The following is a 26808-nucleotide window of genomic DNA, read 5'->3' as shown; positions in this document are numbered from 1 at the left end:
ACCGCCGAAATGCCCGTGATATCAGGTTCTCCCAGCGCTTTGCCCGGTTGCGCACATAAAGTTGACGAGAATATTCATCTATTATGCGAAGCTAGTCTGGAATTATTCCAAGGTATAGGCCATATTCGGCCAAGGCCAGTGTGGCGAATCCGAAATTCCGGATGAGCGCCGCGCCAACAAAGTTCTGGAATCTGGCGTGTTGCACCGCGTCAGCGCCTAGTGAGGACAATATGCGGCTTACCCGCCAGACCAATTACGCCATGCGCATCCTGATGTACTGTGCCGCCAACAATGACCGGTTGAGCCGCATTCCCGAAATCGCGGCCGCTTATTCGGTGTCGGAACTGTTTCTGTTCAAAATCCTGCAGCCGCTGGTCGAGCATGGTCTGGTCGAGACCGTGCGCGGCAGAAATGGCGGCGTCCGGCTTGGCCGCGCCGCGGAATCCATCAACCTGTTCGACGTAGTGCGCGTGACGGAAGAGAGCTTCGCCATGGCCGAATGCTTCGAGAACGATGCCGCCGAGTGCCCGCTGGTCGACAGCTGCGCGCTGAATTCGGCGCTGCGTGAGGCACTCAACGCCTTCTTCGCCGTGCTTGCCCGCTACACGATCGCCGATATGGTCGCGGCACGGCCCAGTGTGCGCAACCTGCTTGGCATCGACATGCTGGTCGAACGCCGCGCTCCGGCTGCCTAACCGCACCGATTAAAGCCTCACCTGAATATCAGCTGACCGATGATTGCGGCAGCACGAACGGAATATTCCCGGCCGGCAGCACGCCGACGCGGAGCCGGCAATCGAAGACCTTTTCGATCAGATCATCACTCAACACGTCCTGCGGTGACCCCGTTGCGGCCAGCCGCCCACGATGCATGACGAAAATCCGGTCGGCATATATGGCCGTCAGGTTGAGGTCGTGCAGGATGGCGACCACTCCACCGCCCCTTCTGGCGAAATCGCGGGCGATGTTCATGATGATCAGCTGGTGCTTGATGTCGAGGCTGGAAACAGGTTCGTCGAGGAACAGGTAGCGCGGCTTGCCATCCAGCATCGGCGCCCAGACCTGGCACAGGATGCGCGCAAGCTGGACGCGCTGCTGCTCGCCGCCTGAAAGCTCCTGGTAGAAACGCCCGGCAAAGCCATCGAGGTCGACGCGGGCCAGCGCCCGTTCCGGCAGCCGCGCATCCTCGCCCGGCAAGGCACCCGAGCGGCCGCCGACAAGGCCGAGCTTGACCACCTCGCGCACGGTGAACGGGAACGACAGCGTCGTCGCCTGCGGCAGCACCGCCCGCTGGACGGCAATCTCCACCGGCTTCATCGAAGACAGGTCACGGCCATTGAGAGCTACGTGCCCAGTATAGGCGAGTTCGCCCGACAGGGCCTTCAGAAAGGTCGTCTTGCCGGAGCCGTTGGGGCCGACGATGGCCGCGATCTCGCCGGGTCGTGCATCGAAATCGACGCCGCCAACGATACGCTTGCCGGAAATCGCCACGGAAACGTCCCTTGCCTCGATCATCCCAGCCTCACAGAAGTCTTACAGATCAACCACGCCGCGTTTGCGCAGCAGGATCCACAGGAAGAACGGCGCGCCTGATATCGCGGTGACGATGCCGATCGGCAGTTCGGCCGGCGCCACGATGGTGCGGGCGACCGCATCCGCCAGAAGCAGCAGCGAGGCCCCGAGCAGCGCCGAGGCCGGCAGCAGATAACGGTTGTCCGGACCGATCAGCAGGCGCAGCAGATGCGGCACGACGATGCCGACGAAGCCGATGCCGCCGCTGACGGCGACGGATGCACCGACCGCGGCCGAGACACCGATGATGGCCGTGTACTTCAGCCGCTGAACCGGAATGCCGAGATGGCTGGCGGTGGCCTCGCCCAGCGCCAGCGCGTTGAGGCCCCGCGACAGGAACGGCATCGCCGCCAGTGCCATTATGATGATCGGCCCGACAGAACCGATCTTCTGCCAGGTCGCGCCACCGAGCGACCCCAATTGCCAGAAGGTCAGGTCGCGCAATTGGCGATCATCCGCCATGAAGATGAGGACGCCGGTCAGCGCGATGGCAAGTGCTGCCAGCGCGATGCCGGCGAGCAGCATGGTGGCAACCGAGGTTTGCCCGCGTCGCGTGGCGACCTGATAGAGCACCATTGTCGTGGCAAAGCCGCCAAAGAAGGCGGCCAACGGCAGTGCAAGCGCGCCGAACAAGGCCGTTACCGGAGCCAGCACCGTGGTGCCGAGCACGATGACGGCCACCGCGCCAAGGCTGGAGCCGGCGGAAACGCCGATCAGGCCGGGATCGGCCAGCGGATTGCGGAACAATCCCTGCATGACGGCGCCCGATACCGCGAGCGCAGCGCCGACCAGCATGCCGAGGATGACGCGCGGCAAGCGGATGTCGTAGACGATCAGGCTGTCACGGGCGCTCAGCGCTGCATCACGGGGAACGGCTCCAAGCAGCCAGTCCTTGAGAACGTTGGCGGCCGAGGCATCCGAGGCCCCTGAGGTGAGCGAGAAGAGCACGGCGGCGGCAAGCCCCAGGCACAGAAAAAGGATGACGATGCGGGCGCGACCCGAGCGGTCGCCTTCGGATGCACTCGCCATCACCTTCACCGGGCCGGCGATCGATTGGTCGACCATGATGCTCAGTCCGTGACTTCAGCGCCATAGAGCGAGACAGCGAGGTCGTGGATCGCTTCAGCCGTGCGCGGCCCGAAGCCGAGCAGGTAACTGCCATCAATGCGGATCACCTTGCGCGCGGTTCCGGCCGGCGTCGAGGCGACGGACGGAATGCCGAACAATTCATCGTCCGACACCGGCTGTCCCGCATTGCTCATCATCAGGATCACATCAGGCCTGGCGGTGATAACAGCCTCGTCGGACAACTGCTTGTAGCCGGAGAAGCCTTCGACGGCATTGACCCCACCCGCCAGCTTGACCATGCCGGCGGCGGCGGTATCGCTGCCAGCTGCAAGAATCTTGCCGCCCTGTATCGACAGCACGAACAGGATGCGCTTGCGCTCCTTGATCGAGGCGGTCTGCTTTTCGGCTGATATCAGCTTGGCATCGAGCTCCTTCGCCAGCACCTCGGCCTTGGCGTCGACGCCGAGCGCCTTGCCGACGACACGGACCTTCTCGAGGATACCCTCGCGGGTATAGTGCTCGGGCACTTCGATGAACGGAACGCTGCTCTTCTTCAGCACGTCGAGGGCTTCCTTGGGACCGCTGCCATGCAGCGCCAGAATGCCGGTCGGATTGACCGACAGCACGCCTTCCGGCGACAGCGCGCGCATATAGCCGACATCAGGCAGGTCGAGCGCCGCTTTTGGATAATTGCTGGTGGAATCGCGCGCCACCAGATGTTTCTCCTCGCCAAGCGCATAGACGATTTCGGTGATCGAACCGCCTATGGCCGCGATCTTCGACGGATCGGCGAAGACGGAGATGCCTTCGGTGGCGCCGGCCGGCTGCAGCGCCGCAAAAGCAAGGGACAGGCCGATCATCGGCCCAAGCATCGATCCGCGCATGGCCGATCGTGTCGGGAAGAAACGCATTGCACTGTTCCTCAGGCTGCCGTCGGGTTCGGGATTCGCGGCAGGTTCTCGGCCAGGAAGCGCCAGTCGTCGCGCTCGCTTTCGCCTTCGTGGCGTTTGCCGAAGAACTGGATGATCATCTCGCCGTTCGCGGCGTAGACCTCGAGCGAGGTGACATGGCCGTCCTTGGTCGGCTTGCGCACCGCCCAGACTTCATGGATGTGGTCGATCCGCAGGTGCAGATGGAAGGTCTCATCCAGCACATTGATCCAGGGCCCCATCGGCTTGATCGATTTGATCGGGCCGGAATGGATCTGGATGCAGCCGCGGTTGCCCACAAAGCACATGATCGGCATCTCGCCTTCGGCTGCGTGATGGAACATGGCCCGGACCGCGTCATTGTCGAGCAGCCAGGCATAGTCGGTGCCGACCATGCGCACCGCCTGGCGGCGGCTGAGCTTCAGCGTCTTCAGCATGCCGAAGAACTGGTGCACGTCGGTCAGCCGACTCCAGCGGTCGCGCAGATCGTCAAGGTTGGCGGTCGTGCCCGTGGCCTCGCCCTCATAGTCGAAGCCTAGCCCTGAAATGTCGACCGTCGATTCCTGGTTGGACGATTCTAGCGACGCGACCAGCTTCTGGTAGGCATAGAGGCTGGAGGCCGGCCGCAGATGCACCTTGTGCACGGCCTCGCCGGCCGCATCGAAGAACTGCAGGCTGCGGCGGATCTCGTCGCCATCGCGCTTTTCCACGGCAAAGCCATGTGCCCAAACTTTTGGGAAGATGCGCAGGTCGATATTCTCGCCAAGCACCATGGCATTGTGGTTACCGGTGACGACCTTGTCGTAAACGCCGATCTTTTCGTGCACGGCGCTTTCATTGCGGGTCAGCGCCATCACCTCACCGACGGCTTCGAGGCCGGTCAGAAGATCGTTGACGCGCGGTTCGACGCGCACGACGCCGTCGCCGCAATGCGCGGCGACCAGCTCGGCTTCCGAAATGCCGAGTTGGGCAGCCATGTCACGCTCGCGCGTTTTCGGATTTTCCGTCCGTGCCCGCCGGATTTCATGCGGGGCGGGTTTTACGCGCTGGTCCATGTCTCGTCCCTACTGCCTTGCCTTACTTGTTGAGAATGAGCTTGCCCTGGCGGGTGATCTTCAGCCGGTAGAGCGCGCCATGATGTTCGATGCCGATCTCGTGCTCGCCCTGGAACAGCGTGTTGCTGGACAATGTTCTGACCGCCAGCGGAACCCGATCGAAACGGGTGACGGGGGCTTCGTCGGAACGGCGGACGCGGTAGCGAAAGTCATTGGGATTGTGCGTGTTCATCTGGGTCGATCCCTTTCCTGTGCCGGGCGTCTGGCTAGGCGTTGCGAAGATCCGATTCATTTCTTGACTTGAATAATCATGTTTATTAGTCAGTGCAATACCGGATTAAATGAGTCAACATTTAACACGCCGGACACCATCAAAAATGCCAGCGAGCCCCGGGCCAGCCAGCACGAAACCTGGAATTCTGGAGTTGGGGCATGGGGTTGATGATTTGGGAACGGCGCGGCCAGTCGATGGCGAGCGGCGTGGCAGCTTTGTTGGCAAGCGTGGCGGCAATCGCCTTGTCCGCGCCATCAGCCCACGCACAGCAGGCAACGCAGCCGGCAGGCCAGCAGACGGATCAATCGAAGAAGGCTAATGAGAAGAAAGCCGCCCCGGCAGGTGCGACGCTGCTCGACAAGATTCTCGTCATCAGCCGCACCGGCGAGACGGCGATCGAATCACTGGCGTCGGCCAGCCATCTCGACAAGGAACAGCTCGACCGCCGCATGGCGACAACGCCCAACGAGATGCTGTTCGGTGTACCCGGCGTCGCGGCACAAGCCGATGCCAGGCGCGTCAGCACCAGCATCAACATTCGCGGCCTGCAGGATTTCGGCCGCGTCGCGGTCATCGTCGACGGCGCGCGCCAGGATTTCCAGCGTTCCGACCACGGCACCCAGTCGACCTTCTACATCGACCCCGAGCTCATCAAATCCGTTGACGTGATCCGGGGTCCTGTCGCCAACACCTACGGCTCGGGCGCCATCGGCGGCGTTGTCTTCTTCGACACCAAGGACGCCGCGGACTTCCTCAAGCCGGAAGAAACATGGGGCGCTTCGCTAACCGGACGCTATGAGAGCAATGGCAAGGGTTGGACCACGAGCGCAACCGGCGCGTACCGCGTCAACGAGAACTGGGATGTGCTCGGCAACATCGTCTACCGCAACTATGACGACTACAAGGACGGCGGCCGCGACACCGTCAAAGGCACCGGCTTCGACGTGCTGAGCGGCATGCTCAAGACCAGCATTCGCCCAACCGAGAACAGCGAATTGAAGCTTGGCTGGGTCGGTTCAAGCGATGGCTGGAATGAAATCAGCGGCGGCATCCCGGTCAATGACGTCGACCTGAAGTCGAACACCTTCACAGCCCGCTACAACATCACGGACGAAGACAAGAGCTGGCTCGATCTTCATATCAACACCTCGTACAACAAGACCAATCTCGATCTGACCACGCTTGTCCCCCAGTCCCGGTTTAATCCTTCGACCGGTCTGCCGGTGATCCTGCCGGCGGGTTCGCAGTCGACGTTCGATGTCGGCACGACCTCAATCGACATCTGGAACACATCGCGATTCGAGACCGCCGGCATCGCGCACGAGCTGACCTATGGCGGCGACTGGGTGGGTGATGACGTCGAGACCGGCGGCGCCGCCGGTGGCGACAGTTTCTACACGCCTTCCGGCAAGCGCAACGTTTCCGGCGCCTATGTCCAGGACAAGCTCAGCTGGGAGTGGCTCGAAGTCATCGCCGGGCTGCGCTACGACAATTACAGCCTCAAGGACAGCAACCACGAGACATCGGGCGACCGGCTGTCGCCGCGCATCACCGTCGGTGTCACGCCGTTCGAAAGCGCCGGCCTCGATGGGTTGCAATTCTACGGCACCTACGCCGAGGGCTATCGCTCTCCCTCGCTGACGGAAACGCTGATCAGCGGCCGCCACCCGGCAGGCGTCACCTTCCCGTTCCTGCCCAATCCGAACCTCAAGCCCGAGACCGGCAAAACGGTCGAGGCTGGCATCAACTACAAGCAGAACGATATTTTCGAGGCCGGCGACGCGCTTCGTATCAAGGCGGCCTATTTCAATAATGACGTGGATGACTACATCCAGGGCGTGTCTTTCCCCGCGTCATTCACGAACCCCGCAAGCGCCTGCCCGGTTGACTTCAGCCAACTGGGAACCAATCCCGGCTACATCCCGATCTGCTTCCAGTATCAGAACTTCGCCAAGGCCAAGATCAACGGCATTGAGATCGAAAGCGTCTACGATGCCGGATGGGGCTATGCCGGGCTCTCGGCGTCGATCACCAATGGTCACACCATTTCCTATGCCGGAGTGCGCGGTGAACTGCTCACCACCCCCTCCTCGCAGGTCACCGCTCAGCTCGGCCTGCGCTTCCTCGAGGACAAGCTGACCGTCGGCGGCGAAGTGCAGTACAACGGCAAGCCGAAGGGCAATCCGATCGCCGAGGACTACACGCTGGTCAATGCCTTCGCCAGTTACCAGGCGACCGACAATCTGAAGATCGATTTCCGCGCCGACAATCTGTTCGACGTCAAATATGCCAACCCACTCAACGTCGTCCCGGCCACGACGCCCGGCGCCCTGTCGACATTCGCGGCCTACGAGCCCGGCATAACGTTGAAGCTGGCGGCAACAATGCGATTTGGAGGCTGATAACCATGAAGAGCTTGACGACATCCCTTCGTCTGCTGACCTCGACGTTTGCGATGTCGCTGGCGATGGTTCCGGCGTGGGCACAACAGTCCACGCCGGTCCCCGCACTGACCCTCGAACTCAACGCGGCACAGCCATCCGACAAGGGTTGCCGGTTGACCTTCCTGGTCAACAACAACCTTGGCGCCGACCTCTCCAAGGCGGCGTTCGAGATCGCGCTGTTCAACGAGGCCGGCGTTGTCGACCGGCTGACCGTGCTCGACTTCAAGGACCTGCCAGCGGGCAAGACCAAGGTGAAGCGCTTTGATCTCGCCGGTACCGACTGCACCAAGGTCAGCCGCTTGCTGATCAACAGCGCCACCGAATGCGCCGGCACCGGTGTCGAACCGACCGCCTGCATGCGCAAGCTGAAGACCGACACCAAGACTGGTATCGCTTTCGGCGTCTGAAGTGGGACTGCATCGCGCATTCCCGGGAAGGACCGTGGCAGGACCGCTGGCCGGCTTCGATTTGTCGCCGTTTGAGGCAACCGATCTTGATTTGACAAGTCTACGCGCCTCGCTGCAGTTTCCCGCCCGCGACATGCAGGAAATCAGTCCCCTCCCCGACGCTGGCAGCGAGCTGGCAATAGCGCCGGCCGAGCGGCTCGCGCCGGCGCGGCCGCCTGCCTGGAGTGGCAAGTGGACGACGGCGATCGCTATCTCCTGCGTGCTCCATGCCGCGGTGGCGGCGGCCTTTCTGATCTCGCCCGCCGGCAGATCCGCTTTCCAGGACACCACGCAGTCGGAAGGCAGCGATCAAACCGGCGACAAGGTCGCCGGCAGCGCGCTGGACAAGGACCCGGCGGCAGTGAATGTCCGGCTGGTGCCCAATCCGCAGCCGGCCAAACCGGAGCTTGCAAAAGCAGTGCCGCTGACAAAACCGTCGCAGCCCACACAGGAAGCCGTGAACCAGACTCCCGAGCCCGAAGCAGCGAAGCCGCTGCCCAAGCCCTTGCCGGAAGTCGTCAAACAGCAAGCGGTCGCGCCAGACATATTGGTGGCGGCGACCCCGCGCCCCGATGACCAAAGCGTGGCTGCCAAAGCCGAAACGCCGACACAGCCGAGCGCCCAGGCCGAAACTGTCGAAAAGCCTGTCGCCGTTCCAGAGCAACCGCCGATCCCAAGCGCCAGGCCAACGTCGGCGGCCGTCCCTTCAAAAGCTGTGGACGAGAAGCGCGGCACCGCTGACGGCCAGGACCGGCTGGCTCAGGCGGTCAGCAGGGGCAAAAAACAAGAAGAGCCAGGCAGCGCCGCGGAAGACAACTACCGCGGCGACGTGATCAGAAAGCTCGGTCGTGTCAATCGAGCCGTCCCGCCTTCCCTGCAACTGACCGCGCGCAACAATGCCGTTGTGACCTTCGTTATCAGCAGCAAAGGCGGCATTGATGACCTGCGTATCCTGGAAAGCTCCGGGTCGCAGACCTTCGACCAGATCGTGCTTGGCATCGTTCGCAAGGCAGCGCCTTTCCCGCCTATCCCACCCAAAATCGGCAGCAGCCTGGAGTTCACCGGCGCCATCGGACCGTTTTGAATGTCCCCCTTCGAGCCATTAGAAATCCCTGCAATCCATTGATTTGAAAAGGAAAGCCCAATGTACATCGCCATGAACCGCTTCAAGGTGCAGACCGGCTCGGAGGCCGATTTCGAAGCCGTCTGGAAAAACCGCGATTCCAGCCTTGCCGAGATGAAGGGTTTTCGCGAATTCCACCTGCTGCGTGGCCCGGTCAACGCGACCGAGGGCTATACGCTGTATGCCTCGCACACGGTGTGGGCGAGCCACGATGATTTCGTCGCCTGGACCAAGTCGGAGAATTTCCGTGCCGCCCACAGGAATGTCGGCACGACCAAGGTCCACTATCTCGGCCACCCGCAATTCGAGGGCTTTTCCGTCGTCGAGGGCGCGTAGAGCCGATCAGGCACTGGCGAGCAGGCTCGCATTGCCGCCGGCCGCCGTGGTGTCGACGCAGACGGCGCGTTCATGCGCATAGGCCGCCGGATTGAGAACCTCGCTGACCAGGGGCACGATCGCTCCGCTACGGTCGGCGATGACCTTGCGCACGACACGCGCTGCTTCGGGCGTGCCCGAAAAAGCAACGACATCGACGCGCAGCGAGCGCGCTTCCACCGGATCAGGGCGACCATCTATTGCCGCAAGCGGCAGTCCCTTGCCTGTCAGCGCCAACAATGCAGCCGGTGCACCTGGAGCCACAGCCAGCACCGCATTGCCTGCGGCAAGCGCCTGGATCGTCTGGGCGAGCAGCGTGTCAGCGTCGGGACCGAGGCACAGCACCCGCCCACGCGGCGACAGCGACAGCGTGTTGGCTTCGCCGGTTGGTCCGGGCAGATCGACCTGGCCGAAATCGATTGCAGCGGCGGCGCCAATGGCCGCCGCCCCCTTGCCGCGCAGATGTTTTCTCAGGATCGCAATTCGATCCGGCCGCGTCGACCAGCCGCCAAGCGCTGGATCGGGCAGATTGTCGGCAAGTTCGGTCGCGGTCACCTTGTGGCCTTCTCCGACATGCGTGCCGGCCTCCGGCCCCTTGCGGAAGCGCCTGAGATAATGCGGGCCGCCGGCCTTTGGTCCAGTGCCGGACAGTCCTTCGCCGCCAAATGGCTGCGAGCCGACGACGGCGCCGATCTGGTTGCGGTTGACATAGATGTTGCCGGCATGGATGCCGTCGACAAAATGCTGCACCCGGCCCTCGATGCGGGTGTGCAATCCGAAGGTCAGGCCATAGCCCTTGCGGTTGATCTCAGCGATCACCGTATCAATCTTGTCGGCATCGAAGCTGGCGACATGCAGCACCGGCCCGAACACCTCGCGCTCCATCTCCTCGATGCCTTTGACGCGGAAGACATGTGGCGCGACGAAGCGGCCATCTTTCGGCGCCTCGAGCTTGGCGATCAGCCGGCCCTGCAGGCCCATTCTAGTGCAATAGTCCCGGATCGAGCTTTGGGCCTCATCGTCGATGACCGGACCGACATCGGTCGAGATTTGCCAGGGATCACCGATGTTGAGCGCCTCCATGGCGCCTTTCAGCATCTCCAGCATCTTTTTCTCGACATCCTTTTGCACGTAGAGCACGCGCAGCGCCGAGCAGCGCTGGCCGGCACTCTGGAAGGCCGAGGCGAGGATATCGCGCACCGCCTGTTCGGGCAGCGCCGTGGAATCGACGATCATCGCATTCAAGCCGCCGGTCTCGGCGATCAGCATCGCATCGGGCGCGGCGGTCTCGGCCAATTGCTTTTCGATCAGCTTGGCAACCTCGGTCGAGCCGGTGAAGCAGACACCGGCAATGCGTGGATCAGCGGTCAGCGGACCGCCGACCGAAGGGCCGTCACCGGGCAGAAGCTGGATGACGTCTTCCGGCACGCCGGCCTCACGCAAAAGTTCGACGGCGCGGAAGGCGATCAGCGGCGTCTGCTCGGCCGGCTTGGCGATCACCGAATTGCCGGTGACGAGTGCGGCAGCGATCTGGCCGGTGAAGATGGCGAGCGGGAAATTCCACGGCGAAATGCAGACAATGGCGCCGCGCGCCTCGGTGCCGGCTTCGTTGTTGGCCGCCTCGGCGGCGTAGTAGCGCAGGAAGTCGACGGCCTCACGCACCTCGGCAACGCCGTCGGCCAGCGACTTGCCGGCCTCGCGGGTGGCGAGCGCAAAGAACTCGACCGCATTGGCTTCATAGAGGTCGGCCGCGCGGTTGAGGATGGCGGCACGCTCGGTGACGGGTCGCTTGGCCCAGGCCGGCTGGGCCTCCACGGCAAAGCGCACGGCGGTCGCAACCTGCTTGGCGGCGGCCTCGTGAACCGTGCCGACCACTTCGTCGGGCTTGGCCGGATTGACGACCGGGCGCTGTTGGCCATAGCCGGCAGCCCGCGTGATCGGCTTGGCATGCCAGCGATCCGACCCCGCGAATGCCGCCTTGGCCTTGTCAATCGCCGCCAGCGTCACCGTGTCGGTGATGTCGAATCCCTTCGAATTATGGCGGCCGGCGCCAAAGATCTGGGAAGGCCGGGCAATCGCCGGATTGGCGGCAGGGCCCTGGCGCTCGACCGTCTCCAGCGGATCGCGGGCAATGTCCTCCGGCTCGACATCCTCATCGGTCAGTTGGTGCACGAAGGAGGAATTGGCGCCGTTCTCCAGCAGCCGGCGGACCAGATAGGCCAGCAGGTCGGAATGCGCGCCGACCGGCGCATAGATGCGGCAGCGCGTGCCTTCGGCCCGGCGCACCGTCTCGTGCAGAGCCTCGCCCATACCGTGCAGGCGCTGGAACTCGAAGGAGTCGCGATTTCCGGCCATCGACAGGATGGCGGCGACGGTGTGGGCGTTGTGGGTTGCGAATTGCGGATAGATGCGGTCGGTCATGCCAAGCAGTTTTTTGGCGCAGGCCATGTAGGAAACGTCGGTGTTGGCCTTGCGGGTGAAGACCGGGTAACCGCTAAGCCCCAGCGTCTGCGCCCGCTTGATCTCGGTGTCCCAATAGGCGCCCTTGACCAACCGCACCATGATGTTGCGGTCATACTTCTTCGCCAGCGCGTAGAGCCAGTCGATGGTGAAAGCCGCGCGCGGGCCATAGGCCTGGACGACGACGCCAAAACCGTTCCAGCCGGCGAGCTCAGGATCAGCCAGAACCCGCTCGATCACGTCGAGCGACAGATCAAGCCGGTCGGCCTCCTCGGCGTCGATGTTGAGGCCCATGCGCGAATGGCGCGCTGCCAGCGCCAGCGACAGCAATCGTTCGGCCATCACAGGCAACATCTCTTCCTTCTGCGCCACCTCGTAGCGCGGATGCAGCGCCGAGAGCTTGACCGAGATGCCGTGGTTCTGGCGGATGTCAGGGCCGTTGGAGCCGGAATCGAGCGAGGAGATCGCATCGGCATAGGCCTTGAGGTAGCGCAGGGCGTCAGCCTCGGTCCGAGCCGCCTCGCCCAGCATATCGAAGGAATAGAGATAGCCCTTCTGAATCATCGGCCGGCCGCGCTTGACGGCTTCCGCGATGGTCCGGCCAAGCACGAACTGTTCGCCCATCTCGCGCATGGCGGCGGCCACCGCCTTGCGGATGACCGGTTCGCCCAGCCGCCGCACCATCGAGCGCAGCGTGCCTTCAATACCGCCCTCGCCCTCATCCAGCACACGGCCGGTCAGCATCAGCGCCCAGGTCGAGGCATTGACGAAGATCGAGCTCGAACCGCCGGAATGCGCCGACCAGTCGTGCGGCGCGATCTTGTCGGCGATGAGGTCGTCCATTGTTTCGGTGTCCGGCACGCGCAGCAGCGCCTCAGCCAGGCACATCAGCGCCACGCCTTCCTTGGTCGAAAGACCGTAGGCCGAGAGAAACACCTCCATCAGCCGGGGATCGGACGAGCCACGCACCGCCCGCACCAGGTCGGCGGCACGCGCCGAGATCGCATTGCGGTCTTTCGTCGAAAGCCCTGTCGCCTCGGCCAGTCGCTTCACGGCCTCATCTTCGTCACGCAAATAGTTGGCGCGGATCTGCTGGCGGATGGCATCGAGCGGCATGGCGGTCCCGTGGATCGAGCAAAGGGGAGCGGGCCGGCGGTCACCGGACCGAATGGCGCAAGCTAGCACAGCTCCGAATTTTCAGCCGGTCCAAAGAAATCGACATGGCAGGTCATTCGAACTATCGTGGAGGCCTGAGATAAGCATATGGACTGCAATTTAGATGACAGAAGACCAATTGGACCGCATCGACCGGAACATCCTGTCGGCGCTGGCAAGCGATGGCCGGCTTTCGATGTCGGAACTCGCGGCAAAGGTCGGTCTGTCCAAGACACCGGTGCAGGCGCGGGTGAAGCGGCTGGAGAAGGATGGCTATATCAGGGGCTATCAGGCGATCATCGACCGCGAGCGCATGGGTGAAGGCCACGTCGCCTTCGTCCAGGTGAAATTGTCCGACACCAGGTCGGCAGCGCTCGACGCTTTCAACCGGTCGGTGCAGGCCGTGCCGGAGATCGAGCAATGCCACATGATGGCGTCGAGCTTCGATTATCTGCTGAAAGTCCGCACCCGGGACATTGCCGCCTATCGCCGCGTGCTCGGCGAGCGCATCTCCGCCCTCCCCCATGTCGCCCAGACTTCGACCTTCGTGGCGATGGAGACGGTCAAGGATCGCTGACTTACTCCGACAGCGTCTTCAAAAACGCCACCAGCGCAGCGCGCTCGCGGTCCGACAGCTCCAGCGGATGGATTTCGGAAATCCCCTCCACACTCGGCGCCGCCTTGGCGTAGTGCGCCACCACCTCGTTGAGCGACGAAAACTGCCCTGCATGCATGTAAGGCGGCCGCGTTGCCGCGCCGCGGAGCGACGGCGTCTTGTAGGCGCGGATCAGTTGCGGCGCATCCTTGACCATGAAACGCAGTTCGCCGCATGCGCTGGCATCGCCATCGCGATAGGCGCCAAAACAGTTGAATGGATCGGCTTCGACCTGAGCCACCGCATCGATCCGCCCACGATCCGGCGGCAAGTCCGCTACGGGGGGCACGCCGGTGTTGTGAAAACTGTTGTCGGTGAAGCGCGGGCCGTTGTGGCAGGTCACGCAGTTGGCCTTGCCGATGAACAGTTTCAGCCCGAGGATTTCTTCCCGCGTAAAGACCGCATCGTCCTTCGGCTCGGCGCCTGTAGCAAGGTCCAGCGCAAAGCGGTCGAAGCGCGTCTGCGCCGGCTCGATCGAGCGTTCGAAAGCCGCGATCGCCTTGCCGATATTGGCAAAGACGCGGTTTATCGCGTCGCGTTGCGTCTCGCTCATCGCATTCCAGGCAGCCCTTTCGGCATCGTTTCCAAGCGGGCTGGCATTCAACGGCATGCCGGAAAAATCGGGCAACGGCCCAAAAATGCGCTCATAGCGCTCGCCGAAGCGCGTCTTGATGTAGTGCGCGTAGGCGGTGCGGTTTCCCGCCTGCTCCAGCGGGTTTTCCAACGGCGTCACCGCTTGCGCCCACAGGCTGTCGCGGCGGCCATCCCAGAAGAACCAGGGGTCGCGTGCCACGCCGGCCAGCGCCATGGTGCGCCGGTTGGTGCGACCGACGCCGACAGCTTGCGGCAGATCGTCCTGAAACTGGCGGTCGATTTTGTGGCAGGTCGAGCATGACACCGTGCCGTCGCGGCTCATGCCCAGATCGAAGAACAGCGTCGAGCCAAGGGCGGCAGCCGCCGGCACGTCTGCAAAGCGGTTGGTGGTGTCAGGCTTCAGCGCCGGCAATGTGTTGAGCGCCAGCGAAGCGATGGTTTTCTTCTCGGCGTCGGAAAAATCCGGCTTGCCGCAGCCGACGAGGATGACGGCCACCGTCAGCGCCAGAAAGCAGAAAAGGCGCTTCATCGGCCGCTCACAACAGCACGTTGAACAGCACCGTGTCGGAGCCGGCAGAGGCCGAGATGGCGAAATGCAGCTGCCACAAACCACTCATGGTGAACTTCACCCCTTCGATCCGGTAGCGTCCGTCGCCGAGATAGTCCGTCGCCTGCGGGCTGGTCGGCAGGCCGTGATTGTGCTGCGGCATGCCGCCGGAGATCGCGATCGCGGCTCCTTCCACCGGCGCGCCGGCCTTTGTCTTCAAGGTGAGCAGCCAGGATTCCAATTCGCCCTGCCGCACGACGCCTTGCTCCGGCGAAAAACTTGCCACGAACAACCCGTTGTCGCTGTTCCTGGTGCGCGAGACATCCGGGCCGACGGTCTGCGCCGATTGCGGCGCCGTCAGATAGACGACCGCCAGAATGCCGACCAGCAACGCAGCCAGACCAAGACCCGCCAGGAGATAACGCCATAATGATGCCAAACCGGTTCCTCTTCTGCGGACAACGTTCCGCCGGGCGGATCGCGTCCCGTCGGCCTGTGGGAAAACGCTGTGGCGCAAAAATGCCTGCTTGCCAAGCATGGCGCTGCCGCTGGCAAAAAGCTACAGCACCGAAATCACTGGAGGATTGCAGATGGCGGGAAACGGCGTCGCCTCGATCGGCGAATGCATGCTCGAACTGTCGGGCCAGACTGGCCCGAACTGGCGCATGGGTTTTGCCGGCGACACGTTCAACACGCTGTGGGCGCTGCATGCGTTGAGCGGCGACCGCCCTGCAACCTATGTCTCGGCCTTCGGCGACGACCCCTTCTCGCAGGGCCAGATCGGATTCTTCGCCGAAAACGGCATCGGCGTCGGCTCCAGTCCGGTGATAGCGGGTGCAAGGCCTGGCCTCTACGCGATCACGCTGACCGGCGCCGAGCGTTCGTTCACCTACTGGCGCGGCGACGCCGCCGCGCGGCAGCTCGCCTCAGATCCCGCTGCACTGTCAAAGAACCTGGAAAATCAGGCGCTTGTGTACTTTTCCGGAATCACTTTGGCAATTCTGGACGATGCCGCACGGGCCACGTTGCTGGTGGCTATCGCCAAGGCACGCGTGGCAGGCTCGAAGATCGCCTTCGATCCCAACTACCGGCCACGGCTGTGGCGCAACCGCGAGGACGCGCAAGCCGCGATCGTCGAAGCGCTTGCCGTCACCGACATCGCACTGCCGACCTTCCCCGACGAGCAGATGTTGTTTGGTGATGCAACGCCGCAGGTGACCGCCGAGCGGCTCCGGCAACGGGTCGGCGAGGTCATCGTCAAGAACGGCGAACAGCCGGCGCTGATTGCCGAAAACGGCACACTGCACGACGTGCCGGCGATCTATGTCGCGGCCCCCGTCGACACGACCGGCGCTGGCGACTCCTTCAATGGCGCCTATCTCGCGGCTCGACTTGCCGGCCATGGCCCGCGGGAAGCGGCAAGCAGAGCCCATCGCGTCGCCGCCGCCGTGGTGCAGGTTCGCGGTGCGCTGGCGCCGTTCGAGACGCTACGGGCAGCGTTCGCGGGATAACATCAAGGAAGGCGGAACCGATATTCCGTCACATGGTGATAGATCGCGCCAGGCCACAGCGTCGCCTGTGGAAAATACGGCCGATTCGGTGCATCCGGCCAAATCTGCGGCTCAAGGCAGAAGCCGGAAAAAGCCTTGTAGTCCCGCCCTTCCAGCCCCTTGCGCGGCGTCACATACTGGCCGGTATAGAGCTGAACGCCGGGCTCCGTGGTCCAGACCTCCATCTCGACGCCGGAACTGGCTCCTTGCGCCCATGCCGCTTGCCGCAACGGTCCGCGCGTCGAAGCAAGGCAGAAATTCTGGTCGTAGGGCAGTTGCTCGCCCTCGGTCTCCATGCGCAGCGGCCGCGCCTGGCGAAAGTCGAAAGGCGTGCCGTCGACCGGCTTGACCACCCCGGTCGGGATCATGTCGCTGTCAACAGGCAGGTAGGCGCCGGCATTCAGCATCATCCGGTGATCGAGAATGTCGCCTTCGCCGCCATCATCGAGGTTGAAATAGGAATGCTGGCTGAGATTGCACAGCGTCGGCTCCTCGCAGGTCGCCGTCAGTTCGACACTGAGCGTGCCGGGGATCTTCAGCCGGTAGGTGCAGGTGACGTCGAGCGCGCCAGGAAAGCCCATCGTGCCGTCGGGATCATGGAGCGTCAGAGTGACGAAATCCCTGTCGTGCAAGGAAACTGTCCACGGCCGGTGCGAATAGCCTTGCGAGCCGCCATGCAGCGTATGCTTGCCGAGGAAATTTGGTTCGGTCTGGTAGCGGTTGCCGGCGATGGTGAAGCGGCCGTCGCGGATGCGGTTGGCATAACGACCGACCACCGCGCCAAAGAAGGTGTTGTTGGTCTCATAGGCTTGCAGATTGTCGTAGCCGAGCACCAGCGGCGCATCGTGCCCAGTCAGGCGCAAATCCTGGATGACAGCACCGAGCCCGATGATGTTGGCGGTGATACCGCCGCCCCTGATGGTGAAGCGGCGCACCGCCTCGCCCGCCTGCGTCGTGCCGAAAACCTCGCCGTCCTTCATCGCCATGCCCGCAAATGCCAGTAGATCCAGAGGACTTCGGCTGGTTTCTCATGAGAGATGGGCAGGCCAGTGGCCTCCCCACCTCAGGAGCAGTCTATCAGACGCCGAGGCCGCCGATGCACACATATTTGGTATCGAGATAGTCCTCGATGCCCTGATGTCCGCCTTCCTTGCCAAGACCCGATTCCTTGACGCCGCCGAACGGCGCTTCGGGCGTGGTGATGAGGCCTTCATTGACGCCGACCATGCCGTATTTCAGGCCTTCCATGACGCGGAAAGCGCGGCCGAGATCGCCGGTGTAGAAATAGGCGGCAAGGCCGAACTCGGTGTCATTGGCGAGCGCGATGGCTTCTTCCTCGGTCTCGAATTTGAACACCGGGGCGATCGGGCCAAAAATCTCTTCCTTCATGAAGCGCATGTCAGGCTTCGCATTGGCGATCACGGTCGGCTGGAAGAACGAGCCGCCCAGCGCGTGGCGCTTGCCGCCGGCAACGACCTTGCCGCCCTTGGAGGTGGCGTCAGCGATGAATTCCTCGACCTTCTCGACGGCCTTCTCGTCGATCAGCGGTCCCTGCTGCACGCCCTCTTCCAGGCCCGAGCCAACCTTCAAGGCATTGCTGGCGGCGACCAGCTTCTCGACAAACTTGTCGTAGATGCCGGCCTGCACGAGGAAGCGGTTGGTGCACACGCAGGTCTGGCCTGAATTGCGGTATTTGGCCGTCATGGCGCCGGCGACGGCGCGATCGAGATCGGCGTCGTCGAAAACCAGGAACGGCGCGTTGCCGCCGAGTTCCATCGACACTTTCTTGACGGTCACAGACGATTTCTGGATCAGAAGCTTGCCCACCTCCGTCGAGCCGGTGAAAGTGATCTTCGATATCAGCGGATTGGCGCAGATTTCGTCGCCAATCTCGCTGGCCGAACCGGTCAGGATGTTGACGACACCCTTGGGAAAGCCGACTTCCTCGGCCAGCGCGCCCCAGGCGAGCCCGGAATAAGGCGTCTGCGAGGCAGGCTTCACCACGGCCGTGCAGCCTGCGGCGAGTGCGGGACCAAGCTTGCGGGCCAGCATCGAGGATGGGAAATTCCACGGCGTGATGGCGGCGATGACGCCGACCGGTTCCTTGGTCACCAGGATGCGGCGGTCCGCCCATGGCGACGGCACAACGTCGCCATAAGTGCGGCGGCCCTCTTCGGCGAACCACATGATGTAAGCCGCGGCCGAGCCGATCTCGCCCTTCGATTCGAACAGCGACTTGCCCTGCTCGATGGTCAAGAGTTCGGCCAGCACGTCCTGATTGTCCATCATCGCGTCATGCAGCTTGCGCAGCAGCTTCGAGCGTTCGAGCGCGGTCGTCTTGCGCCAGGTCTTGAACGCTTCGGCGGCGGCTTCGATGGCGCGGCGGGTCTCGGCCTTGCCCGACTTTGGCACGGTGCCGATCTTGAGGCCGGTGGCCGGGTTGTTGACGTCGACCGTCTGGCCGCTGTCGGCCTGCACCCATTCGCCGTTGATGAGATTGGCCTGCCGCATGAAATGGCTGGTTTTCTGAAGCATGGTCTAGCCTCCGCTCGGCGCACTGACGGGCCGGTATCTGGATTTTCTTCGATGAACGTGCCCGATGGTAACGAGGCCGGGACACTGGAGCCAGTGCTCTTTACCTAGGGCAAGCCACGCAATCAATTGCAAGATGGCATATAGGCTTTGGGCCAGCGCGAAACCAGTCGAGGACGAACTAGCCGTAGACAAACTAACCGTAGACATGGAGAACCACGGTCAGCCAGAAAGCCGTGGTGACGGCGGCACACGCCGTGGCGATGGTCATCTGGTTCGATGCGAGCGCCTGGCCGGTGTTGAACTGCACGGCGATCAGATAGGAATTGATGCCGGAGGGCAGTGCCGCGACCACGACCGCCACCTTGGCCGTCATCGGCGGCAGGCCGAGCAGCCAGACGAAGGCGAGAACCAGCGCCGGCATCAAAAACAGCTTCAGCGCCGAAAGCGCCAATGCCGGCCGGACATTGCCTGATATGCCGAAGCGGCGCAGGCTGAGCCCCATGGCAAACAGCGCCACCGGCCCGGCGGTATCGGCCAGCGCATCGACCAGCCGCATGACGAGATCCGGCAGGGGCACACCGGTCAGACGCCATGCAAGCCCCAGCAGAATGCCAATGATCAGCGGATTGAGGAAAAGCCGCCTCAGGAAACTGCGGACAACACGCAAGGGATGCACGGGTTCGCTACCGCTGCGGCCGAACATCTCGAACAGCACGATCGAGGCCATCATCATGATTGGCAGGTGCACGGAAACCAGCAGAGACAGCACTTCGAAGCCGCTCGGGCCAAATATGCCAAGGATGAACGGGGCGCCGAGCAGAACCACGTTGGAATAGGCGGACGAGACGCCGCCGACTACCCCGGCGCGCGCGTCGCGCCCGAATATCCGCGTGGTGACGACATGGCCGGCGGCCCAGGTGATGGCCACTGCCGCGAAATAGGCGCCCCACAGCGGCCATGGCGCGACGCCGTGGAAGTCGGAATTCACCATGGTCTGGAACAGAAGCAGCGGCATCGCCACCGAGACCGCGAAATCGGATATCCCCTCGCCGCTTGACGGTTTCAGGTAGCCCGTGAATCCGGCGAGATAGCCGAGCGCGACGAGGCTGAAGACGAAGAGGACCGTTTCGGTAAGCGGCGACATTGTTCAGGGATAGGCGAGCCACGGTCGCGGCGCAATCACGCCCGAATTTGATCATGGTCCACTGGCAGCGTTATAGAGGGTTTGGAGCATCAGGGCGGAAACGAACGACAAATGACCTTTGTCGAAACCTCAGGATCCAATTTTTTTGCACGGATGTGGCTGACGGCTTTCGTCGCCGCACTGTTTTGTCTTGCCGCGACGGAGCTTGCATCAGCTGAAACGAAAAGCCTCAAGGGCGTGGCGCTGATCATCGGCCAGTCGCACTACCTGCACGTTGCTGCCCTCTCCAACCCGGCCAACGATGCCCGCGACATGGCCAAGATGCTGACCGATCTCGGCTTCGACGCCCGCAACGTCGCCGATCGCGATGCCGCGAAGCTGAAACGCGACCTCGAACGCTTCGTCGAGGATGCTGAAGGCGCCGACGTCGCGTTCATCTACTATTCCGGCCACGGCATCGAGGCCGGCGGCGAGAATTATCTGGTTCCGGTCGATGCCGACGTCTCCTCGCTGAAAGACGCCGACAATACATTGGTGCCTATTTCCGCCGTGATGGACGAGCTGAAAAAGACCGTACCGGTGACAATCGTGCTGCTCGATGCCTGCCGCACCAATCCGTTTCCGCCGGATGCGGTCGTGCGCCAGGCGCCCACCGCTTCCGCCGAGCCGATCGGCGCTGGCGGGCTGGAGCCGGTGCGCGGCGCAAAGGCGCTCGCCAATGCCTCGGCGGAAGATGCGAGCCTCGGCACCGTAATCGGCTTTGCTGCCGAGCCGGGCCGCCCGGCGCTTGATGGTGCTGCCGGCCAGAACAGTCCCTATGCGGCCGCGCTGCTGCGCCACCTCGCGGCCATGAAAGGCACGGAGTTCGGCTCGGTCATGCGCATGGTGACCGAAGAGGTCTATCTCGACACCAAGGCAAAGCAGCGCCCCTGGGTGAATGAGAGCCTGCGCCGGCTGCTTTATTTTGGCGTCGCACCGCCCGAGCCGACCGGCGATGACGCGCTGATCACCGGCGAACGGCGGCAGCTGCTGTTGACCATTTCCGACTTGCCGGACCCCAAGAGGGCACAGGTGGAACTGGCATCGTTGCAAGAGGGCGTGCCGCTCGACGCGCTCTATGGCGTGCTGAGAGCGCTCGGCACGGAAAAAATCCCGGAAAATCCAACCGAGCTGCAAAAGGTGCTCAACGCCCAGGCCGAGCGCCTGAAGAAGATGATGGCGGAACGCAATGCGCTGCGCACCGACGATCCGGAGATCACCCGCCTCGTCTCCTCGGCCGACAAGGCCATCGGCCAGGGCGCCATGGTGACGGCGCGCAAATTCCTTGATGACGCGGTCGGCAGGGTTGAGCAGAGCAGCGGCGCTGTCGATCAGGCCGAGGAACTGGTCAAGCAGAAACGCATCGCCGACGCCGCCATCTATGCCAAACGCGGCGACGCCTCGGCGCTGATCTTCGATTACAAATCCGCCGCCAGCGACTACGCCAAGGCATTCTCGCTGGCCGAAAAATGGGACGAGAAGCTGCGCTGGAACTACAAGAACCAGGAAGCCGAAGCCCTCAACGCTTACGGCTATGCCAGCGGCGATCTCGATTCGCTGCAGCAGGCGATCGAAGCCTACCGCATCATCCTGAACTTTATTCCCAACGGCGAACAGAACCGCGACTGGGCGATCACCCGCAACAACATGGCGGTGGTGCTGCAAAACATCGGCGAGCGCGAGACCGAGACCGCGCATCTCGAAGAGGCCGCACAGATCTTTCGCGATTTGCTTGTCGTCTTCGAGCGCGAGAAAGACGATCGCAACTGGGCCGCGGCACAGAACAACCTTGGCAATGTTCTGCTGAAGCTCGGCGAGCGCGAGAGCGATCCCAAGCACTTGAATGAAGCGGTGGCGGCGATGCGCGCCACACTCGACAAGCGTCCGCGTGACAAGCTTCCGCTCGACTGGGCATCCTCACAGAACAATCTCGGGCTCGCCCTCTATGCGCTCGCCGAGCGTGAACCCGTCGGCGAGCACCTGAAGCAGGCCGAAGCCGCCTACCGGCTGGCGCTTGAGGAATACACGCGCGAGAAAGCCCCGGTAGAATGGGCGATGGTCGAGAACAATCTCGGCAACACGCTGGTGACGCTTGGCATTCAGCTCAACGACAAGGCGAGGATCAACGAGGCAGCCGATGCGTTCCGATCCGCGCTCGAGGTGCGAACCCGTGAAACCTTTCCGGTGTCCTGGGCGACCAGCCGGCTCAACCTCGGCAACGCCCTGAGCGGCGTCGCCCGCTTCGACATGGGCACAAGCACGCTCGACGAGGCAGCGACGGCCTATGATGATGCGCTGACGGTGTTTACCCGGCAGCGCTTCCCGTTGGACTGGGCGTCGGTGCAGAACAATCTCGGCTCGATCTATCAGACGCTCGGCCAGCGCACCCGTGATGCGGCCAAGTTGGAGCAGTCGGCGGCAGCCTTCCAGGCGGCCCGACAGGTCTATGTCAGGCGGAAATTCCCGCAGGACTGGGCGATGAGCTACTACAATCTCGGCAACACGCTGCAGCTTCTCGGCGGCGTGACGGACAAGCCCGAGCACTACAGCGAGGCCGAAGACGCCTACCGCAATGCATTGCGCGAATACAAGCGCGAGACGAATCCACGGCAATGGGCGCTGACCGAGGCTGGCCTGGGCTCGACGCTGCACTGGCTGAGCATGAGCAACGCCGATCCCAAGATCCTGCAGGATTCGATCGCCGCGCGCAGGGCGGCACTCGAAGTGCTGACCATCGAAGCGGCCCCGATCGACTGGGCCAACGCCCAGAACGGCATCGGCATGAGCCTGCTCAACCTCGGCAACCTCCAGCGCACTGGCAAATACCTCGACGAGGCCGAGGCGGCTTTCACGGCGACGCTGAAGGTGTTCACCAGGGAAACCCAGCCCCTGCAGTGGGCCTTCGAACAGAACAACCTTGGCGACGTCTACTGGAGCCGCGCCAACTATGGTGGCGGCAAGCCGGAATACCTGAAAGCGATCGCCTTTTTCGAGAATGCCAAGCAGGGCTTTACTGAAGCCGGCTACACCATCCCCATCCCGCTTACCGACCAGAAGATCGATCTGGTGAAAAAGCAGATCGCCAAAAAGTGAGCCTTGAGACGCGGCCGGCTGCCGGCTTGTCTTTGTGCCCGCTTTCCAATCCCTATATGCGATATGCGAATGGTCGGCGCCTGATGCCAGGCTCCTGGAAGGACTGCGATGATCCGATTTGCCCTGGCCTTGTTCCTGCTCGTCGTTCCCGTGGCCGCCCATGCCACGGATGCCGGTTGGGCGCTGCTGCGCGATGGTGGCCATGTAGTGCTGCTGCGCCATGCCATGGTCACCGGCACCACCGATCCGGCCAATTTCGACATCGACAGCTGTGCCACCCAGATCAACCTGTCGGCGCGTGGCAAGCAGCAGGCGAGCAAGATCGGCGCCTTGTTTGCCGCACGCGCGGCCCCCATCGAGCGCGTCCTGTCCAGCCGCTATTGCCGTTGCCTCGACACCGCGCGCATCGCCTTCGAGGCCGAGCCGGAGCTTTTTGCGCCGCTCGATTTGCTGAAGGGCGACGAGACGCAGAAGGCAGCACAGATCGCCGCCATCATGAAAGAAATCCGCGCCTATTCCGGCTCCGATAATCTGGTCATGGTCACCCATCTGGAAGACATCGTGGCGCTGACCGGCGTTTCGCCGCGCGAGGGCGAAGCCGTGGTCGTCGAGCCGCAGGGCGATGGCCTGCGCGTCCTCGGCCGGGTCACTTTTTGAGAACACGCAAGAGGTTGGCGAATAGCTATTGAAGGCAGCTTACGTAACGGTAACGGGAAGGGCCGCCGGGTTGACCGGTAGCCCTTCTTGCGTTTCTTGGGCACGCTTCCCATCTGCGCCCGGACTATCAGGCCTTTTCCTGCCGGGAAAAACCGATTAGACAGCGCCCAAACAAGATGCGGACAGATTCCGCCCGCAAAGAAGGAAAAGCCCGTTGTCCACCACGAATTCCACCACGTTCGACAAAGTCGCGAAGATCATTGCCGACACCAGCGAGATCGATATCGACACCATCACGCCCGAGAGCCACACGATCGACGATCTCGGCATCGACAGCCTCGATTTCCTCGACATCGTCTTTGCCATCGACAAGGAATTCGGCATCAAGGTGCCGCTGGAAAAGTGGACCCAGGAAGTCAATGACGGCAAGGCTTCGACCGACGATTACTTCGTCATGAAGAACCTGTGCGCCAAGATCGACGCGCTGGTCGCCGCCAAGACCGCCTGATATCGGCCGGCGTGCGGCCTTGACGGGCTGCGCTGCCTGACCCACAAAGCCGCTCATGAGCAGCCCCCGCGACGTCGTCATCACTGGTATCGGCCTTGTCTCCTCCTTGGGAGAAGGCCCTGACGCCCACTGGCAGAAGCTCGCGCAACCGGGCCTGCAGCCGGTGCTCGAAACCGCGCGCTTCGCGCCCTACACCGTCCATCCGCTGCCGGAAATCGACTGGAACCTGCAGATCGCCAAGCGCGGCGACCAGCGGCAGATGGAGACATGGCAGCGGCTCGGCACCTATGCCGCCGGACTTGCGCTCGACGACGCCGGCATCAAGGGCAATGACGAGCTCTGCACAACCATGGACATGGTGGTGGCCGCCGGCGGTGGCGAGCGTGACGAGGCGGTTGACGCGGCCATCCTCGCCGCTTCGGAAAGCCGCAACGACCGCGACGTGCTGCTGAACGAGAAACTGACCACCGAACTGCGCCCGACGTTGTTCCTCGCCCAGCTCTCCAACCTGCTCGCTGGCAACATCTCCATTGTCCACAAGGTGACCGGCTCGTCGCGGACCTTCATGGGCGAGGAAGGCGCTGGTGTTTCCGCCGTCGAAACGGCCGCCGCGCGCATCCGCTCCGGCCAGTCGACGCACATCCTAGTCGGCGGCGCCTTCCAGACCGAACATTCCGACATGCTGCTTGGTTACGAGCTTGCCGGCTATTTGCATCGCGGCCCCTGGAGACCTGTGTGGCAAAGACAGGGTGCCGAGGGCGGCGGCATCGTCACTGGATCCGGTGGTGCGTTCCTGGTGCTGGAGCAGCGCGAACACGCGACAAGCCGCGGGCGCAAGATTTATGCCGAGCTCGGACCGGTGGTCTCCGGCCGCGCCAGACGGTCGCGCGGAGAGCTCGACGCCGAGATCGCCACGCTGCTCGGCCAGGCGGCGCTGCCGAACGGCAAGCTTCTTGCCCTGTCGGGCGCTTCGGGAGCGCATGCCGCAACATCAGCCGAGAAAACAGCGCTCGACGCCAATCCGGCGATTGCCACACGCGGCTTCTCGACGCTGACCGGGCATATGAAGGAAGCGCAGTTTCCGTTCGCGGTAGCGCTGGCGGCACTCGCCGTCGACCGCAAGGCCGCCTACCCTGTTTTCGATGCCGCAGCCGAGAAGCCGTTCGAAGGCGTTCCCGCGACCGTCCTTGCAACGGCGATCGGCTATCACCAATTCGAGGGCATGGCGCTGGTCAACGCCGCGTAAGGCGGCGCTGCGCGATCCATGCCGCAACGATAAACGCTCGAGGGCTCCAGATGGCCAATCTGAACGATCACATGGGCAGGCCAATCGTCGCCGTCACCGGCATCGGCGTGGTCACCTCGCTTGGCGTCGGCAAATCAGACAATTGGACGGCGTTGACCTCCGGCAAGTCGGGTATTCACCCGATCACCCGCTTTCCCGTCGATCAACTGAACACCCGCATCTCCGGCATGGTCGATTTCCTGCCGTCGAGTTCGAAAGGTGCCAGCCCGCTCACCTATGAGCTAGCCGAGCTTGCCGGCCTCGAAGCGGTGACTGAAGCCGGTCTTAATTCCAGCGATTTCGGCGGACCTCTCTTCCTTGCATCGCCGCCGGTCGAACTCGACTGGGCCGAGCGCTTCTCGCTCTACAATTCTGATAAGGACAAGGATGACACCGCCGCCGAAAGACTGCTTCGGGTGGCGCGTAGCTTGAAAGAGCTGGATATTTTCGAGACCACCCAGTTCGGTTCGATCGCCGACCGCCTTGCCGATCGCCTTGGCACACGCGGTCTGCCGATCACCCTGTCGACGGCTTGCGCTTCGGGAGCCACCGCGATCCAGCTCGGTGTCGAGGCGATCCGGCGCGGCGAATGCGACCGTGCGCTATCGATCGGCGCGGACGGTTCCGCCACCGCCGAGGCATTGATCCGTTTCTCGTTGCTTTCGGCGCTCTCCACGCACAACGACATTCCCGAAAAGGCATCGAAGCCTTTCTCCAGGGATCGCGACGGCTTCGTGTTGGCCGAGGGATCCGGGGCGCTGGTGTTGGAATCGCTTGAAGCGGCATTGGCTCGCGGCGCGACTATTCTCGGCGTCCTGGGCGGCTGCGGCGAGAAGGCCGACGACTTCCACCGCACACGCTCGAAGCCGGACGCTTCGCCGGCCATTGCCGCGGTTCGCGCCGCCCTCACCGATGCCGGCCTGAGTGAAGACGAGATCGACTATGTCAACGCCCATGGCACGTCGACCCCCGAGAACGACAAGATGGAGCATCTGGCGCTGTCGACGGTGTTCGGCGAGCGGATCGGCTCGATGCCGGTCTCGTCGAACAAGTCGATGATCGGCCACACACTGTCGGCCGCAGGCGCCGTCGAGGCGGCGTTCTCGCTGATGACGATGCGCGAAAGCGTCATTCCGCCGACCATCAACTACGATAACCCCGACCCGGCAATCGTGCTCGATGTGGTGCCCAACAAGAAGCGCAATGCCGAGGTTCGCAGCGTTTTGTCGAACTCCTTCGGCTTCGGCGGCCAGAACACTTGCCTTGTCATGGCGCGGGAACCGGTCTAAGCGACCTTTTT

The 26808-nt window shown here is 63.1% G+C and carries 23 protein-coding genes; 12 read left to right on the top strand and 11 right to left on the bottom strand.

Going from position 1 to position 26808, the window contains the following annotated elements; translation table 11 throughout:
- Positions 1-230 precede the first annotated feature (230 nt).
- On the top strand, positions 231-695 hold the full coding sequence (rirA, locus tag ACZYHG_RS20600; protein ID WP_027029396.1) for an iron-responsive transcriptional regulator RirA: 465 nt from the start codon (positions 231-233) through the stop codon (positions 693-695).
- A 28-nt stretch (positions 696-723) separates the two neighbouring features.
- Here rirA and ACZYHG_RS20595 read toward each other — a convergent pair whose 3' ends face one another.
- The 5 genes from ACZYHG_RS20595 to hemP are packed head-to-tail and all read right to left on the bottom strand — an operon-like array spanning position 724 to position 4856.
- Positions 724-1515, bottom strand: coding sequence for a heme ABC transporter ATP-binding protein (locus ACZYHG_RS20595; protein WP_464610135.1), 792 nt, complete (start codon positions 1513-1515; stop codon positions 724-726).
- An 18-nt stretch (positions 1516-1533) separates the two neighbouring features.
- Positions 1534-2637 (bottom strand): FecCD family ABC transporter permease, encoded by a 1104-nt coding sequence (locus ACZYHG_RS20590; RefSeq protein ID WP_464610134.1) that lies wholly within the window; start codon positions 2635-2637, stop codon positions 1534-1536.
- 5 nt (positions 2638-2642) lie between these two features.
- Positions 2643-3551, bottom strand: a complete 909-nt coding sequence (locus ACZYHG_RS20585; protein ID WP_464610133.1) for a heme/hemin ABC transporter substrate-binding protein — start codon at positions 3549-3551, stop codon at positions 2643-2645.
- 11 nt (positions 3552-3562) lie between these two features.
- Positions 3563-4624, bottom strand: a complete 1062-nt coding sequence (locus tag ACZYHG_RS20580) for a hemin-degrading factor (protein ID WP_464610132.1) — start codon at positions 4622-4624, stop codon at positions 3563-3565.
- A 22-nt stretch (positions 4625-4646) separates the two neighbouring features.
- Complete coding sequence (hemP, locus tag ACZYHG_RS20575; protein WP_027043821.1) at positions 4647-4856, bottom strand: hemin uptake protein HemP; 210 nt, start codon at positions 4854-4856, stop codon at positions 4647-4649.
- Positions 4857-5056: 200 nt separating this feature from the next.
- Between hemP and ACZYHG_RS20570 the strand changes: the two genes are divergently transcribed.
- Genes ACZYHG_RS20570 through ACZYHG_RS20555 form a run of 4 tightly spaced genes read left to right on the top strand, consistent with a single transcriptional unit; the run spans position 5057 to position 9247 of the window.
- Positions 5057-7300 (top strand): TonB-dependent hemoglobin/transferrin/lactoferrin family receptor, encoded by a 2244-nt coding sequence (locus tag ACZYHG_RS20570; protein WP_464610131.1) that lies wholly within the window; start codon positions 5057-5059, stop codon positions 7298-7300.
- Between the two features lie 5 nt (positions 7301-7305).
- Positions 7306-7749 carry a hypothetical protein gene (locus tag ACZYHG_RS20565; RefSeq protein WP_464610130.1) on the top strand — a complete coding sequence of 148 codons (444 nt, stop codon included), beginning with the start codon at positions 7306-7308 and terminating at the stop codon, positions 7747-7749.
- Positions 7750-7783: 34 nt separating this feature from the next.
- Positions 7784-8872, top strand: a complete 1089-nt coding sequence (locus ACZYHG_RS20560; protein ID WP_464610129.1) for an energy transducer TonB family protein — start codon at positions 7784-7786, stop codon at positions 8870-8872.
- A 60-nt stretch (positions 8873-8932) separates the two neighbouring features.
- Complete coding sequence (locus ACZYHG_RS20555; protein ID WP_464610128.1) at positions 8933-9247, top strand: antibiotic biosynthesis monooxygenase family protein; 315 nt, start codon at positions 8933-8935, stop codon at positions 9245-9247.
- 6 nt (positions 9248-9253) lie between these two features.
- On the opposite strand, the gene putA is transcribed toward ACZYHG_RS20555, so the two are convergent.
- A complete protein-coding gene (gene putA, locus ACZYHG_RS20550) occupies positions 9254-12862 on the bottom strand; it encodes a bifunctional proline dehydrogenase/L-glutamate gamma-semialdehyde dehydrogenase PutA (protein ID WP_464610127.1) in 3609 nt (1202 codons plus the stop codon).
- Positions 12863-13025: 163 nt separating this feature from the next.
- Here putA and ACZYHG_RS20545 point away from each other — a divergent pair, with 163 nt between their 5' ends.
- Positions 13026-13478 carry an Lrp/AsnC family transcriptional regulator gene (locus tag ACZYHG_RS20545; protein WP_027029407.1) on the top strand — a complete coding sequence of 151 codons (453 nt, stop codon included), beginning with the start codon at positions 13026-13028 and terminating at the stop codon, positions 13476-13478.
- Between the two features lies 1 nt (position 13479).
- Here ACZYHG_RS20545 and ACZYHG_RS20540 read toward each other — a convergent pair whose 3' ends face one another.
- Positions 13480-14679, bottom strand: coding sequence for a cytochrome-c peroxidase (locus ACZYHG_RS20540; protein WP_464610126.1), 1200 nt, complete (start codon positions 14677-14679; stop codon positions 13480-13482).
- 7 nt (positions 14680-14686) lie between these two features.
- Positions 14687-15136, bottom strand: a complete 450-nt coding sequence (locus tag ACZYHG_RS20535) for a FixH family protein (RefSeq protein ID WP_464610125.1) — start codon at positions 15134-15136, stop codon at positions 14687-14689.
- A 151-nt stretch (positions 15137-15287) separates the two neighbouring features.
- On the opposite strand from ACZYHG_RS20535, the gene ACZYHG_RS20530 reads away from it, so the two are divergent.
- Positions 15288-16208, top strand: coding sequence for a sugar kinase (locus tag ACZYHG_RS20530; RefSeq protein ID WP_464610124.1), 921 nt, complete (start codon positions 15288-15290; stop codon positions 16206-16208).
- 2 nt (positions 16209-16210) lie between these two features.
- On the opposite strand, the gene ACZYHG_RS20525 is transcribed toward ACZYHG_RS20530, so the two are convergent.
- The 3 genes from ACZYHG_RS20525 to ACZYHG_RS20515 form a co-directional block, all read right to left on the bottom strand.
- Entirely contained in the window at positions 16211-17233 is a 1023-nt protein-coding gene (locus tag ACZYHG_RS20525) for an aldose epimerase family protein (RefSeq protein ID WP_464610123.1), read from the bottom strand.
- A gap of 91 nt (positions 17234-17324) precedes the next feature.
- On the bottom strand, positions 17325-18782 hold the full coding sequence (locus tag ACZYHG_RS20520; RefSeq protein WP_464610122.1) for an NAD-dependent succinate-semialdehyde dehydrogenase: 1458 nt from the start codon (positions 18780-18782) through the stop codon (positions 17325-17327).
- 193 nt (positions 18783-18975) lie between these two features.
- Positions 18976-19926: an AEC family transporter gene (locus ACZYHG_RS20515; RefSeq protein ID WP_464610121.1), complete on the bottom strand. Its 951-nt coding sequence runs from the start codon at positions 19924-19926 to the stop codon at positions 18976-18978.
- Between the two features lie 111 nt (positions 19927-20037).
- Here ACZYHG_RS20515 and ACZYHG_RS20510 point away from each other — a divergent pair, with 111 nt between their 5' ends.
- From ACZYHG_RS20510 to ACZYHG_RS20490, 5 genes are all read left to right on the top strand, one after another.
- A complete protein-coding gene (locus tag ACZYHG_RS20510; protein WP_464610120.1) occupies positions 20038-23058 on the top strand; it encodes a caspase family protein in 3021 nt (1006 codons plus the stop codon).
- 108 nt (positions 23059-23166) lie between these two features.
- Positions 23167-23715 carry a histidine phosphatase family protein gene (locus ACZYHG_RS20505; RefSeq protein WP_464610119.1) on the top strand — a complete coding sequence of 183 codons (549 nt, stop codon included), beginning with the start codon at positions 23167-23169 and terminating at the stop codon, positions 23713-23715.
- 214 nt (positions 23716-23929) lie between these two features.
- Complete coding sequence (locus ACZYHG_RS20500) at positions 23930-24223, top strand: acyl carrier protein (RefSeq protein ID WP_027029416.1); 294 nt, start codon at positions 23930-23932, stop codon at positions 24221-24223.
- A 55-nt stretch (positions 24224-24278) separates the two neighbouring features.
- Positions 24279-25469, top strand: coding sequence for a beta-ketoacyl-ACP synthase (locus ACZYHG_RS20495; RefSeq protein ID WP_464610118.1), 1191 nt, complete (start codon positions 24279-24281; stop codon positions 25467-25469).
- 50 nt (positions 25470-25519) lie between these two features.
- Positions 25520-26797 (top strand): beta-ketoacyl-ACP synthase, encoded by a 1278-nt coding sequence (locus tag ACZYHG_RS20490; protein WP_464610117.1) that lies wholly within the window; start codon positions 25520-25522, stop codon positions 26795-26797.
- The last annotated feature ends 11 nt before the right edge of the window (positions 26798-26808 follow it).

It is taken from the genome of Mesorhizobium subarcticum, from assembly GCF_055456085.1.
The sequence above is the reverse complement of the archived record's forward strand: the minus strand, read 5'-3'. Positions and strand labels throughout refer to the sequence as shown.